The sequence below is a fragment of the Propionispora hippei DSM 15287 genome, from assembly GCF_900141835.1.
Classification (GTDB): domain Bacteria; phylum Bacillota; class Negativicutes; order Propionisporales; family Propionisporaceae; genus Propionispora; species Propionispora hippei.
The window spans coordinates 22,539-35,221 of record NZ_FQZD01000012.1; the positions used below are offsets into that span (position 1 = coordinate 22,539).

13 protein-coding genes are annotated in these 12,683 nt (G+C 43.1%); 12 read left to right on the plus strand and 1 reads right to left on the minus strand.

The genetic code is table 11. The annotated features are described in order from the left end of the window. Positions 1 to 5 precede the first annotated feature (5 nt). Both F3H20_RS08360 and F3H20_RS08365 read left to right on the plus strand, forming a co-directional pair. Positions 6 to 893 carry a DNA-methyltransferase gene (locus F3H20_RS08360; protein WP_018702322.1) on the plus strand — a complete coding sequence of 296 codons (888 nt, stop codon included), beginning with the start codon at positions 6 to 8 and terminating at the stop codon, positions 891 to 893. Next, a complete protein-coding gene (locus F3H20_RS08365; RefSeq protein ID WP_223191688.1) occupies positions 835 to 1,767 on the plus strand; it encodes a DNA methyltransferase in 933 nt (310 codons plus the stop codon). The genes F3H20_RS08360 and F3H20_RS08365 overlap by 59 nt, the downstream gene beginning before the upstream one ends. Positions 1,768 to 1,850: 83 nt before the next feature. On the opposite strand, the gene F3H20_RS08370 is transcribed toward F3H20_RS08365, so the two are convergent. Beyond that, the gene (locus F3H20_RS08370) at positions 1,851 to 2,633 is read right to left on the minus strand and encodes an MvaI/BcnI family restriction endonuclease (protein WP_018702324.1); all 783 of its coding nucleotides are present in this window, start codon (positions 2,631 to 2,633) and stop codon (positions 1,851 to 1,853) included. A gap of 236 nt (positions 2,634 to 2,869) precedes the next feature. Here F3H20_RS08370 and F3H20_RS08375 point away from each other — a divergent pair, with 236 nt between their 5' ends. From F3H20_RS08375 to F3H20_RS08420, 10 genes are all read left to right on the plus strand, one after another. Continuing rightward, positions 2,870 to 3,595 (plus strand): DUF5986 family protein, encoded by a 726-nt coding sequence (locus F3H20_RS08375; protein WP_149734487.1) that lies wholly within the window; start codon positions 2,870 to 2,872, stop codon positions 3,593 to 3,595. Positions 3,596 to 3,622: 27 nt separating this feature from the next. Beyond that, complete coding sequence (locus tag F3H20_RS08380) at positions 3,623 to 4,834, plus strand: helix-turn-helix domain-containing protein (RefSeq protein WP_149734488.1); 1,212 nt, start codon at positions 3,623 to 3,625, stop codon at positions 4,832 to 4,834. 101 nt (positions 4,835 to 4,935) lie between these two features. After that, entirely contained in the window at positions 4,936 to 6,837 is a 1,902-nt protein-coding gene (locus F3H20_RS08385) for an ImmA/IrrE family metallo-endopeptidase (protein WP_149734489.1), read from the plus strand. A 306-nt stretch (positions 6,838 to 7,143) separates the two neighbouring features. After that, positions 7,144 to 7,467 carry an HTH domain-containing protein gene (locus F3H20_RS08390; RefSeq protein ID WP_149734490.1) on the plus strand — a complete coding sequence of 108 codons (324 nt, stop codon included), beginning with the start codon at positions 7,144 to 7,146 and terminating at the stop codon, positions 7,465 to 7,467. Between the two features lie 41 nt (positions 7,468 to 7,508). Continuing rightward, positions 7,509 to 7,904 carry a DUF7768 domain-containing protein gene (locus tag F3H20_RS08395; RefSeq protein ID WP_149734491.1) on the plus strand — a complete coding sequence of 132 codons (396 nt, stop codon included), beginning with the start codon at positions 7,509 to 7,511 and terminating at the stop codon, positions 7,902 to 7,904. Between the two features lie 14 nt (positions 7,905 to 7,918). After that, positions 7,919 to 8,212 carry a hypothetical protein gene (locus F3H20_RS08400; RefSeq protein WP_149734492.1) on the plus strand — a complete coding sequence of 98 codons (294 nt, stop codon included), beginning with the start codon at positions 7,919 to 7,921 and terminating at the stop codon, positions 8,210 to 8,212. After that, on the plus strand, positions 8,212 to 9,345 hold the full coding sequence (locus F3H20_RS08405) for a DUF2800 domain-containing protein (RefSeq protein ID WP_149734493.1): 1,134 nt from the start codon (positions 8,212 to 8,214) through the stop codon (positions 9,343 to 9,345). The genes F3H20_RS08400 and F3H20_RS08405 overlap by 1 nt, the downstream gene beginning before the upstream one ends. Next, the gene (locus tag F3H20_RS08410) at positions 9,342 to 9,884 is read left to right on the plus strand and encodes a DUF2815 family protein (protein ID WP_188128254.1); all 543 of its coding nucleotides are present in this window, start codon (positions 9,342 to 9,344) and stop codon (positions 9,882 to 9,884) included. Before F3H20_RS08405 ends, F3H20_RS08410 begins: the two co-directional genes overlap by 4 nt. Before the next feature lie 56 nt (positions 9,885 to 9,940). Further along, a complete protein-coding gene (locus F3H20_RS08415) occupies positions 9,941 to 11,875 on the plus strand; it encodes a DNA polymerase (RefSeq protein WP_149734495.1) in 1,935 nt (644 codons plus the stop codon). 14 nt (positions 11,876 to 11,889) lie between these two features. Next, on the plus strand, positions 11,890 to 12,672 hold the full coding sequence (locus F3H20_RS08420; protein WP_018702334.1) for a phage antirepressor: 783 nt from the start codon (positions 11,890 to 11,892) through the stop codon (positions 12,670 to 12,672). Positions 12,673 to 12,683: the final 11 nt, after the last annotated feature.

The window sequence follows — 12,683 nt, forward strand, 5'->3', positions numbered from 1 at the left end:
TTTTAATGGTAAAACATATTATCAAATGTGGCGATTGCCTTGAATTAATAAAAGAACAGGAAAAAGCGTCTATTGATTTGTTGGTGACTTCACCCCCATATTGGGCGAAGCGTATTTATAATGGCTCGGGAGAACTAGGATCTGAGCCAACACCAGAAGAATATGTTAAGACGTTAGCTGACTATTTTGATACTTTTAAACCATACATTAAGAAAACTGGAAATTTATTTATTAACATTGGTGATACATATTTTGGATCCGGAGCAGGGGCATGGAATAAATATGTTGATGACAATGGCGATATAACTCAATATCAAAAAGAAAGAAAAGAAAAATACTTTACATTAAAACCGTTGCAGCCGAAAATCAAACAAAATGGTAGACTGTACCAGAATAAACAATTGCTTCTAATACCATCGAGATTTGCCATTGAAATGCAAGAAAGAGGATGGATATTAAGGGATGATATAATTTGGCATAAACCTAATCGAATACCAGCTAGTGTTAAAGATAGATTCAACAATATGTATGAGCACGTTTTTCATTTTGTAATGGCAAAATCATATTACTTTGACCTTGATTCCGTAAAGGTATTGGGGGCTAATGGGAAAATGAAAAATCCTGGTGATATATGGGCAATAAATACTCAACCATTAGATGGCGACCATACAGCATCGTTCCCTGAAAAACTGGTAGAACAGATAATCTCATGTGCCTCACCAGAGAACGGAATTGTCTATGATCCATTTATGGGTACCGGCACTTCTTGGATAGTGAGCGACCGATTAAATAGAAACTTTATCGGACATGAAATTAATCAAGGGTTTTGTGAATATGCAAAAGATAGAGTTGAAAAAACATCAAGAGGTGAAAATATTGCCGAAATTTATTAATATTTCCCATGAGAGGTTATGTGACTGTAAGCCGGGGCATTTATCTTGCATTCCAGCTAAACAGTGGATACTTAATCAAATAGGTGTTTGGGAATTCAAATATGAGGAAAGAGACATTAGAGATAAAAAGCTACACCCTGCAACGTTTCCAATAAGTATGGCTAAAAGAGTAATGGAGCAATTTACACATGTTGGGGAGTTGGTCTTAGATCCTTTTGTTGGCTCAGGAACCACCCTTGTTGCAGCACAGGATTTGGCAAGAAATGCTATTGGATTTGATTTAAAACAAGAATATATTAAAATCGCTGAAAGTAGGATAATGCAACAATCGATAGTCTCTGATTTGATTCATAATTGCCAGCAAATAGCAGTATGTGATGATGCTAGAAATATTCAAGAGTATATACATGAAGGAATAGTCAAATGTGTGTTCACTTCTCCGCCGTATGCAAATTTATTAAACCGAGAGCGTAAAAATAAAAGTAGACGTGGAGATAAACGTAAGAACGATCAACTAGGGGTTGTTGAACAATACAGTCAGGATCCAAGAGATTTGGGAACTCTAGAACAAGCAGACTTTGAAAATGCAATCAAAGAAGTGTTTTCATCCATAAAACCTCTGCTGGCTCCTAAAGCGCATTGTATAATAAATATTACCGATGCGTGGATAGAGGGACGAAGGGTGCCTCTTCATATCAATGTTATTAAAGCTATGGAGGATGCTGGATATCAGTTCAGAAACACAATAATATGGGATAGAAGAAATATTGTCAATCAAATTGGCATCTTCGGTTGGCCAAGTAGTTATATAACGATGGGCACTACATTCGAATATATTCTGGATTTTATTGTAGAACCGACAGTTACTAAATAGGAGTTATAAATTATTAATGTGAATATAGAAGGCTAAAAAGGACAACGTCTAAAAATGTGACGTTGTCCTTTTTCATAAAACAGTTAAATTTCAAGTTGTTCATTATAAAGTCGATTTTTATATGCAGGGCGGACCCTGAATTTTGTGCCATGGTTATGACCTGTTCTGGCGTCAAAATCGATATATACTTGTCCTTCTTCAACTAAAGAAACAAAATTATCAATATCAAGTCCGGTATAAACTTCGAAGTGCTCATAGTGATAATATTCAATACCGTTTTCTCTTTTTGTCGTAGCTTTAACATAAAGCGTATTTTTTAATTTTGCGGAAATTTTACTTTCAATATCATGAAAGTCCCAAAAAGGTATAGGATTCAGCTCAGAGAGGCCTATTCGATCTGCAACAGAATTTTTCCAATGGTCATGATGAGATGCTATTTTTCCAGAATCAAATGTTATAAAAATTTTCTCGTTTTCTCTATCGACACCAACGGTGAACCCTCGGTCACTATAACTCGATGCACTTATTGTCTGGCGAAAACTCATTTCATAGTCTGGATATGTAGTGCCTGCTTCCTGATGTGGCCAACCATATTTAGGTAGTAATATTTTAGGAACAAATCTTGCATTTCGAGGTTTGGGCTCACTATGAAATAAAGTTAGTAAAGAACTTGTTTCTGCTCTTTGACTTTTTATTTCCCATTCACCAAAATCAGGTAATTGCAAATTATTTTCTGAAATTTCTAAGAGGTCCTCTAACGTGTTGCCAACTCCACCTTGATTACCGTAACGTTTATTTTCAATCCATCCCAAATCTTTTATTTCAGAAAGTCGATGAATCAAATTATTTAGGTCTCTTGAAACCAAAATAACACATCCTTTCATTTTAACATAGAATAAAATGAATTTACATAATTTAGTATATCAGATAAAACACGAAATGTACATTTTAAATATCCGATATATAATGGTTAAAAAGCTTAAATGCATACACAAAAGCAGCACTAAGAATGAACACAACGACATTATTATGTAAGCGTACTTGACAAAATAGGTTAAATGTGTAAAAATAGGAAACAGATAAACAATAGGAGGTAATTTTATTGGACAATATCAAACTTAACGATAACCTTATGCGTCGAATTGTCCGTGCTGTAGATAAAGCAATTGCCGATGATGTGCCGCAGTACCTGCGGGAGCATCACAAAGAAACCAACAACGCTATTATTCATCTTCGTGGTGACTGTATCAATGAAAATCTCCGCAAACTGGTAGTTGGAGGAGATATCGAGTTTGTTCCTTTTAAGCGGTATGTGTGGCAGGGCAGAATCATTGTAGACCGAGCCGAAAAGGTTACCTACACGATTACCACTCAGAAAACGCTTCGTGCCGTGCCGAGGAAACAGCGCAATAAACCACATTTTCTGCAGACCATCCTATATATGGAAAATGGTGGTTGCGAAGCATCTGTAAAGCAGATGACCCTTATGGATTTTTTCCCGTTTGAAGCAGAAGATCTGGAAAATGACTATAACTCCATTGTGGAAGGTCTGATTGACCCTACCGAGGGTTATCGCCATTACGTCATCGCCTACGATGCAGACGGCAGCGAACTCAGAGACATTCAGTTGGAGTTTCTGGATAAGGACTTCAATATAATCGCAACGGCATCTCTTAACGAATACATAAAGCCGGATTTTGCACGGCTTACAGATGTCGAGCCTGTTAATGAAGATCTTAGTGATGAGACTGATGGCGAAGCAAGGGGTCTGTTGGCGATTAAGTCTGGACTTCGCCCCAAATTACGGGAGGTTTCAAAACAGGCCTGACAAAATTAAGTCAGGAGATGAAGAATTATGGATAAAAGAATATTTAACGGTAAGCGCCTAAAAAACGGAAGACTCTTTAGGGGGCTTACACTTACTGAATTAGCTGATCGAACAGGTATCAGCAAACAATCACTTTCACTTTACGAGAATGAGCGAAATACACCGGAACATGAGCGAGTACAAGCTTTAGCCTCATCTTTAAGCTTTCCATACGATTTCTTCTTCCAAACGGATGCTTGTGAAACCGTGACGGAGGTAACCTATTTCCGTTCCCTTGCAAGTGCCACAAAGATGAATCGTACCTCACAAAGCGTAAAGTTAGAGTATGTGGCTAAAATGTATGAAGTTCTATTGGAATATATTGATTTTCCTGCTCTCAATTTGCCGGACGTAACCTTTGATGGCAGCGATGATGAGTTTGATGATAAGAGTACAGAGGATACCCAGCGGCAGATTGAATCCATTTCACAACAGATTAGAGAGTTTTGGGGTATTGGCGATGCTCCAATAAAAAATCTACAGTTCTTGCTTGAAAAGAACGGCATTATCGTAACCGGATTTGATACATTGGAAGATAAGATTGACGCATTCAGCCAGAGAACTATTGTCGGTAATAATGATATGTACTTTATAGCTGTTGCCCTTGGCAAGAGACCGGAAGGCAGAATCCGGTTTGATATGGCCCATGAACTTGGACACCTTCTGCTTCATCCATGGAGTGAGAACCTCGAACTCATTACAAAGGAAGAATTTAAGGTCCGTGAAAAACAGGCCAACATGTTTGCAAGTGCCTTGTTGCTGCCCCAAAACAGTTTTGGCAAAGATGTACAGGCATATCCTACAGACTTGAAGTATTACCAGTTTCTCAAGAAAAAATGGAAGGCTTCCATTCAAGCGATGGTTTACCGAAGCAATCAACTCGGTATCATTACCGATAACCAGTTCCAGTATATGATGCGTCAGATATCCAAAAACGGATGGCGCACCAAAGAACCCGGCGATGTTTCGTATGCTTTGAAGGAGAATATATTCCAAGGGGCTATCGACCTTCTTATTGAAGAGAAGATACTTAACCCCGCAAGCATCCTGCGGACTTTCAAACAGTACGGTATTACACTGTATCGCCAAGATATTGAGGAACTACTCCACCTGCGTGAGGGAACGCTTTATGTTGAGGAGAGCAAACCGCAAATCATACAGCTTAAACGCCCTGATGATACGCATAGAGGCAACGAATAAAATGCAACAAAGCCGCCTCCTAAGATAAGTCTCAAGGTGTTTGAAGAGTGGCATGTAGCCACTCTTTCCAAGAAGCGACTTTTTTCATAGGAGGCGTGTTAATGGAAAGACTTAATTCATTCAGAGATGTTATTGAGGACAGGCTTTTTAACGAAATTTTCAATGCCTTGTTAATCTTTGTAGAAGATAACCCTGGTAAATTGGAAGGCAATTCGCACTGCGTAGAAAGTCCGGATGAAGCAACTTTGTCTGATGTTGAGGTCAAGCTTGTCGATATCACTGATTCAGAGGGTAACGAGATTTTTTTTGATGTGGTAGTATCTGCAGAAATCGAAATTGCAGAAACAGTAAAGAGAAACCGTGAAACCGATGGCATAGAGCAGTGGTTTCGGATTTCCTGTTCTGCAGAATTGGAAGATGGGTTTCGAAAATTCTATATATCTGATATACACATTTATAACAAGTATAATAATGGCAAAGAAAACCACCTGTCTGAGTATCTAGTTCCCATCATTCGCAAGGACCAGTTGGATGATGTGGCAGAAGAATTCCTTAAGAAATATTACCCGGAAGCATTAGCAAAGCCAATGGCTGTTCCGGCTCGTGAAGTCGCAAAGCGAATGGGGATTGACGTTCAGGAAGTACATATTACTAAGACTTGCTCTGTTTTCGGACAGACATATTTCTCCGACTGCGAAATACAATATTATGACAGAGATGCCGGGTTATATAAGCCTTTGAATGTAAAAAGAGGAACTATCCTGGTTGACCCCAATGTGTATTTTATGCGTAATGTGGGATCCATGAACAATACCATCATTCATGAGTGCGTCCACTGGGATCTGCACAAAAAGTTCTTTGAACTGGAAAAGCTATACAACAAGGAAGCACGGTCTATCAGCTGCCAGGTTCAAGAAGGCATAAGACCTGAAAGAAATCGGACACCGCTGGACTGGATGGAGTGGCATGCCAATTCCTTAGCCCCGAGAATACTGATGCCTGTAAAGCAGACACGGCAGAAGATTGAAGAACTAATCGCCAAAAACAAGCGAGTGCTTCAGAACGATAATATCGCCGATATCATGGAATCTGTGGTTTTCGAATTATCAGAGTTCTTCGAGGTATCAAGGATTGCAGCGAAAATTCGTATGATAGACCTCGGTTACACTGAGGCTATTGGTGTTTATACCTATATAGATGACCACTACATTTTAAATTATGCTTTTGAAAGAGCGGCTCTGAAAAATAATCAGACCTTTACCATCGGGATGCAGGATGCATTATATGAGTATGCTACGAATGTTGATTTTAAGAAATTACTGAATTCCGGCAAATATGTCTATATTGATGCACATTTTTGTATTAATGATTCCAAGTATATCCGCCACAACGAAAACGGGTATGCGGAACTTACAGATTATGCAAGACAGCACATAGATGAATGCTGTCTTATCTTTGATCTCAAGACTCGAAAAAATAATAGCTACGGGGTCTCCTTCTACACAGAATGTGTGCTTTATAAAAATGCTGTCTCTGACACGATAGTTGAAGCCAAGTATAGTAATTCCGCTCAGAACCAGTTAACTGAAGCTAGAGCCGCAGAATTAAAGAGAATCAAAAATGAGGCAACGCAGACAACAAGAATTATGCGTAGTCTGCCTGCCACTTTTTCCGATACGCTTGTTGCCCATATGGATCGATTGAATTTTACAGTAGAATACTTGGAAGAGATGTCACTGGTAAATGCCAAGACCATACAGCGCATGAGAAACGATGATAGAAAACCGCATAAGCTGCCAACGGTAGTGGCTATTTGTATAGGAATGCAATTAAACCCTGTTCTAAGTGCTGATCTGATAAAGAAGGCCGGTCATACTTTCAGAATTGACGAGGAACACATAATATATCAGATGCTGCTGAACTCGTACTACCAAAACTCAATTTATGAATGTAATGAGATTTTAAGGGCGAATGACTGCAATCCGCTGAGTAAAGCAGAATAAAAAAACAAAAAATTCTTATGTGACCGGACATTTTTTGTCCGGTTGTTTTTTGCCAGAATCGACAGGCCCCCTATAGGCTGCAATATTAATTTGCAGCCTATAGGGGGCCTGTTTTGCATTAAAATAGGACATTCCATGTCCGGGGCAAAACTACACTTGAGCGGTACGATTATGCCATGAGTTGGCCAACTCGTGGCATTTTTCTTTTCCAGAGTTTTGCGAAAAAGTTTTTTTAAATAGGAAAAGAGCCTGCCTATTTAACTTTTAGTATTTAGCTACAGAGCAAGGGAAGGAGGTGAGAAAGCGATGGGACCTAATGAAAGACGCCAGGGAATCATGGAAACACTCTGCCACAGAAGGCAGGAGACTATGGCAAATATGGCATTTGAGTTTGGAGTCAGTGTCCGAACTATTAGAAACGATATTGACTGCCTGTCGCTTTCTTATCCTCTGGAAACTATACGTGGACGATATGGCGGCGGTGTCCGGGTTATGGATGGGTTCTATATGAACCACAAGTATCTGAAGCCTGAACAGAAGGAATTGCTGAAACGGCTCGGCGCGCAGCTGTCCGGCAATGACCTCGCCATAATGAACAGCATCTTCAAAGACTTTGCTCTGAGCAAATAGCACGGGTTACAACCCCGAATTTTGAAAGGATGGTGAATGTAATGAAAAAGGTTTTTGTATGTTCTCCCTACCGTGGAGATATCGAGAAGAACAGCAAGAAAGCTGCGTACGCTGCCAAAATCATATGTGGCTGTGGTTACATCCCAGTGGTACCGCATCTTTATTTCCCTCAGTTTCTGGACGAGAATGACGAGTCTGAGAGAATCCGCGGTATTGAACTTGGCATCGAGCTGATGAAGGGCTGTGATCTGATATGGTTGCTCGGGCCAAGCATTACAAGCGGAATGGAATATGAACTTGAAGCCGCAAAGGAAATCCGCATCCCAGTGATGATATACGATGAGCAGCTTAGACAGATAAACCCTAAAACCCTGATTCTTGACGAGCGTGTGGATGATCACTTCCGCAATGTTGTCAAAGGTCTGAAATTTGAATGAAAGGATGAGTAGCAATGAGTGAAATTTATTTGACTTTGGCTGACGGGTTCGAAAAACTCGCAGCCGGATATCGTACCTTGGCGGCTAATTCTGCTGAAGGTCAAATCAAAGAACAATCTTCTGCAGCCGAACTAAAACAGGAAAGCAAAATCAGTATCGAGTTGGTTCGCGCCGTTCTTGCTGAGAAAAGCCAGGAAGGCAAAACCCGCGAGGTCAAGGCTCTGCTGATGAAATACGATGCAGGAAAGCTCTCAGGTGTGAAGCCGGAGGATTATGAGGCTCTTCTCAAAGAAGCCGAGGTGCTTTAATGAGTGGACATGCAAGATTTTCTCCTTCATCGGCAAATCGCCGTTTGAACTGTCCACCGTCCTTGGTGCTTGAGGAACAGTTTGCAGAAGAAGAGTCTCAATATGCAGCAGAGGGTTCTGCCGGCCATGCGCTGGCAGAGCATCTCATCAGAAAGCACCTTAAACAAAGAAGCAAACGCCCTGTTTCCGATTATTACTCGGACGAGCTGCTCGAAGCTGTAGATGAATATGTGTCTTATGTTATAGGTGAAATTGAGGAAGCCAAGCGGGTCTGCAATGGCCCGGTATTCACTGTTGAACAGCGCGTGGATGCTTCGGACTATGTGGATGAATGCTTCGGTACGGCGGATATGGTCATTGTTACCGATAAGGTGGCGCATATCATTGATCTCAAACTCGGCAAAGGCGTCCCGGTTTTTGCGGAGGAAAATCCGCAGCTAATGATCTACGGACTCGGCATCCTTGGCATGGCAGAGATGCTCTACGATGTGGAAACCGTCAGACTTACAATCTTTCAGCCTCGCTTAAACAATTCAAGCACCTGGAATATTGCTCCGGATACTTTGAAGGCGTGGGGCGAGGAAGTGTTAAAGCCCAGAGGTGCTATGGCGCTGATGGGAGCTGGAGATTTCAATGCAGGTAGCTGGTGCCGATTCTGCAAAGCAAGGAATCAGTGCCGTGCAAGAGCCGAAGAGTTTCTTGCCCTAGCAAAGATGGAGTTTCGTCAGCCTGCTCTGCTCTCGGATGATGAAATCGCAGAGGTGCTGAAGATAGCTGACGATCTGGCAAAATGGGCCTCCGATGTTTATGCCTTTGCCCAGGACCAGGCTATCATCCACGGCAAAGAGTGGAACGGATTCAAACTGGTGGAAGGTCGCAGCAACCGCAAGTATACAAGCGAGGACGAGGCGGCAGAGGCCGCAACTACCGCCGGCTACACAGATATCTATAAACGCTCACTAGTTACCATCACAGAGATGGAACGACTTATGGGCAAACAGGAATTCACCCGTATTCTCGGACGCCTGGTGTACAAGCCTCAAGGCAAGATCACATTGGTGCCGTATTCAGATAAAAGAGAAGCAATCAATAAAACTACCGCTGCGGCGGAATTTCAGGAGGTTTCATTATGAACAAGAATACGTCTGCAACTAAAGTCATCGTACCATGCCGTTTTTCCTATCTTCACTGCTGGGAGCCAGACTCCGTAAATGGTGGTGATCCGAAATACAGCGTTTCGGCTATCGTGCCTAAAAGTGATACCAAGACTGTCGAAGCCATAAAGGCAGCTATTGAACAGGCCAAGAAGGACTCTGCATCTAAGTGGGGAGGTAAGATTCCCGCCAATCTCAAGACTCCGCTTCGCGATGGCGATATCGACCGCCCCGAGGACGAAGCCTACAAAGGCTGCTATTTTTTCAATGCCAACAGCCGTCAGGCTCCACAGGTGGTGGACGGAAAAGTACAGCCAATCCTTGATCAGAGCGAAGTTTACTCCGGCTGTTACGGTCGTGTCAGCGTAACCTTCTATGGCTACAACTCCAACGGCAACCGCGGCGTTGCGGCGGGCCTTGGCAACATCCAGAAGCTCAAGGACGGTGAGGCACTCGGAGGACGCTCAAGGGCAACCGATGATTTTGGAACTGCGGAAGATGAGGATTTCCTCGGCTAAGAACTAATGTGGGGCGGTGGGCAACTGCTGCCCTTTACATACAAGGAGAGGATGAAATGTATTTATCAATAGATATTGAGACTTATTCAGATGTGGATCTGACGAAATGCGGCGTTTATGCCTATGTAGACAGTCCCAACTTTACAGTGCTGCTATTCGCTTACGCATTTGATGATGAAGAAACTAAGATAGTGGATCTGGCTTGCGGGGAGAAGCTTCCTGCAGAAGTCCTTGAAGCACTAACCGATGGAAGCGTTATAAAGACAGCTTTCAATGCAGCATTCGAAAGAACCTGTCTTTCAAGATACCTGAACACACCTCTATCTCCGGCTTCCTGGCAGTGTACGGCGGTGCAGTCGGCGATGCTTGCACTGCCACTGTCTCTTGACGGTGTGGGCGAGGTTTTGGATATTAGGCGAAAAAAGCTCAAGGAAGGCACCGACCTGGTCAGATACTTCTCCATTCCATGCAAGCCGACCAAGACAAACGAAGGAAGAACCAGAAACCTGCCGGAACACTCGCCTGAAAAATGGGAGCTGTTCAAAACCTACTGCATCAGGGATGTGGATGCGGAGCGGGAGATAAGGTGGAAACTCAGGAATTTTCAGATTCCCGAAAGCGAGATGGAACTTTATAGGCTCGACCAGGAAATCAATGATAGAGGCATCATGGTTGACCGTGATCTTGTATCTCATGCCGTTGAGTGTGATCTTCAGTACAAAGATATGGTGACTGCACAGGCTTATGAATTGACTGGGCTTAACAACCCTAACTCTGTCACCCAAATCAAAGAATGGCTTATGGACAGAGGTGTCGAGGTGGAGAGCCTTGATAAAAAATCGGTCAAGGGCCTCATTCCAGAAACGGATGGAGAGGTGCTGGAGGTTCTGAAGCTGCGGCTGTTGATGGCAAAGACCTCGATCAAGAAATATGAAGCCATTGAGCGCTCCGTCTGCTCGGATGGGAGGGTCCACGGTCTGCTCCAGTTTTATGGGGCGAATCGGACAGGACGTTGGGCAGGAAGGCTTGTCCAGGTTCAGAACCTGCCACAGAACCATCTGGCGGATTTGGCTCTTGCCAGAAGCCTTATAAAACAAGGCCGGTATGAGGATGTGGATTTGCTATTTGACTCCGTTCCAGGTGTGTTGTCGGAACTAATCCGAACTGCCTTTGTGCCAAAGCCTGGTACCCGGTTTATCGTAGCGGACTTTTCTGCAATTGAAGCAAGAGTGCTCGCATGGTTCTCTGGTGAGAAATGGCGTCTTGATGTATTTGCCAGCCACGGAAAGATCTATGAGGCATCGGCATCCGCCATGTTCGGTGTTCCTATTGAGGAAATAACAAAAGGCAGCCCGTTTAGGCAGAAGGGCAAGATTGCGGAACTGGCTTTGGGCTATGGCGGATCTGTCGGAGCTTTGACTTCAATGGGAGCTTTGGACATGGGGCTGACTGAAGAAGAACTGCCCATACTGGTCAATCAGTGGAGAAGCGCGAATCCCCACATTACAAAGTTCTGGTGGGATGTAGATGCAGCTGCCACTTCGGCTGTACGTGAAAAGAAGGAAATGGTCGTCGGCAAGGTGTGCTTTTCCTACAAGTCCGGCATCCTGTTCATCACACTGCCCTCCGGCAGAAAGCTCTCCTATATCAAGCCGAGACTCGATACCAACAAGTTTGGCCGTGAAGGCCTGACTTATGAGGGGATTGGCGAAAGCAAGAAGTGGCTGAGGATCGAAACCTATGGCCCAAAACTGGTCGAGAACATCGTGCAGGCAACAAGCCGCGACCTTTTGGCACTCGCCATGCTCAGGCTTCGCAACAGCGGATTTGAAATTGTGATGCACATTCACGATGAAGCTGTGCTGGAGGTTTCAGAAGGATATTCAAGCGTTGAAGATATATGCAGGATAATGTCGGTTGCTCCGGAATGGGCAACAGGATTGCCGCTTAGAGCGGACGGTTACGAATGTGATTTTTATAAAAAAGATTAGGAGGATTAAGGATTATGAATAATATTAAGATTTTCAAAAATATCGAGTTTGGTGAAATTAGAACACTGGAACAGGACGGCAAGCCACTATTCTGCGGTAGCGATGTGGCAAAGGCGTTAGGCTATGCCAAGCCACAGAATGCTATCGATGCACATTGTAGGTATGCCCTAAAACGAGGCATACCGCACCCACAATCGCCTGAGAAAACAATTGAAATGCTCTTTATTCCTGAGGGTGACCTTTATCGGTTGATTGTTAACAGTAAATTGCCATCCGCAGAAAAGTTTGAACGCTGGGTTTTTGATGATGTTCTCCCAACTGTTAGAAAGCACGGTCTTTATGCCAAAGAGGAACTACTGAATGATCCGGACCTCTTTATATCCGCCCTTCAGGAATTGAAGGCAGAAAAAGAGAGAATCAAACTTCTGGAGCTTGAGAATGCGCAAAGCAGACAGATCATTTGTGAACTGCAGCCGAAAGCCAGCTACTACGATTTGATTTTACAGAATAAGAGTGTTATCCCTGTCAGCCAGATTGCGAAAGATTACGGGATGTCCGGTAAGGCCTTTAATAAGATGCTGCACGACCTGGGTGTTCAGTTCAAGCAGTGTAACACATGGCTCTTATACCAGAATTATGCTGACCAAGGTTACACCCAGTCCAAGACATATGCCATTGATGCTGAACGAAGTGCGATGCACACCTACTGGACGCAGAAGGGTAGACTGTTTCTTTATGACTTGCTGAAAAATGAATGCGGCCTGTTGCCGGTTATTGAACGCAGGCTAAGCGCATAGGGGGTGTGTTT

Coding starts and splice junctions, on each gene's coding strand:
- F3H20_RS08360 (WP_018702322.1), top strand. CDS start 6: ATGGTAAAACATATTATCAAATGTGGCGATTGCCTTGAATTAATAAAA.
- F3H20_RS08365 (WP_223191688.1), top strand. CDS start 835: ATGCAAAAGATAGAGTTGAAAAAACATCAAGAGGTGAAAATATTGCCG.
- F3H20_RS08380 (WP_149734488.1), top strand. CDS start 3,623: ATGGATAAAAGAATATTTAACGGTAAGCGCCTAAAAAACGGAAGACTC.
- F3H20_RS08385 (WP_149734489.1), top strand. CDS start 4,936: ATGGAAAGACTTAATTCATTCAGAGATGTTATTGAGGACAGGCTTTTT.
- F3H20_RS08390 (WP_149734490.1), top strand. CDS start 7,144: ATGGGACCTAATGAAAGACGCCAGGGAATCATGGAAACACTCTGCCAC.
- F3H20_RS08395 (WP_149734491.1), top strand. CDS start 7,509: ATGAAAAAGGTTTTTGTATGTTCTCCCTACCGTGGAGATATCGAGAAG.
- F3H20_RS08400 (WP_149734492.1), top strand. CDS start 7,919: ATGAGTGAAATTTATTTGACTTTGGCTGACGGGTTCGAAAAACTCGCA.
- F3H20_RS08405 (WP_149734493.1), top strand. CDS start 8,212: ATGAGTGGACATGCAAGATTTTCTCCTTCATCGGCAAATCGCCGTTTG.
- F3H20_RS08410 (WP_188128254.1), top strand. CDS start 9,342: ATGAACAAGAATACGTCTGCAACTAAAGTCATCGTACCATGCCGTTTT.
- F3H20_RS08415 (WP_149734495.1), top strand. CDS start 9,941: ATGTATTTATCAATAGATATTGAGACTTATTCAGATGTGGATCTGACG.
- F3H20_RS08420 (WP_018702334.1), top strand. CDS start 11,890: ATGAATAATATTAAGATTTTCAAAAATATCGAGTTTGGTGAAATTAGA.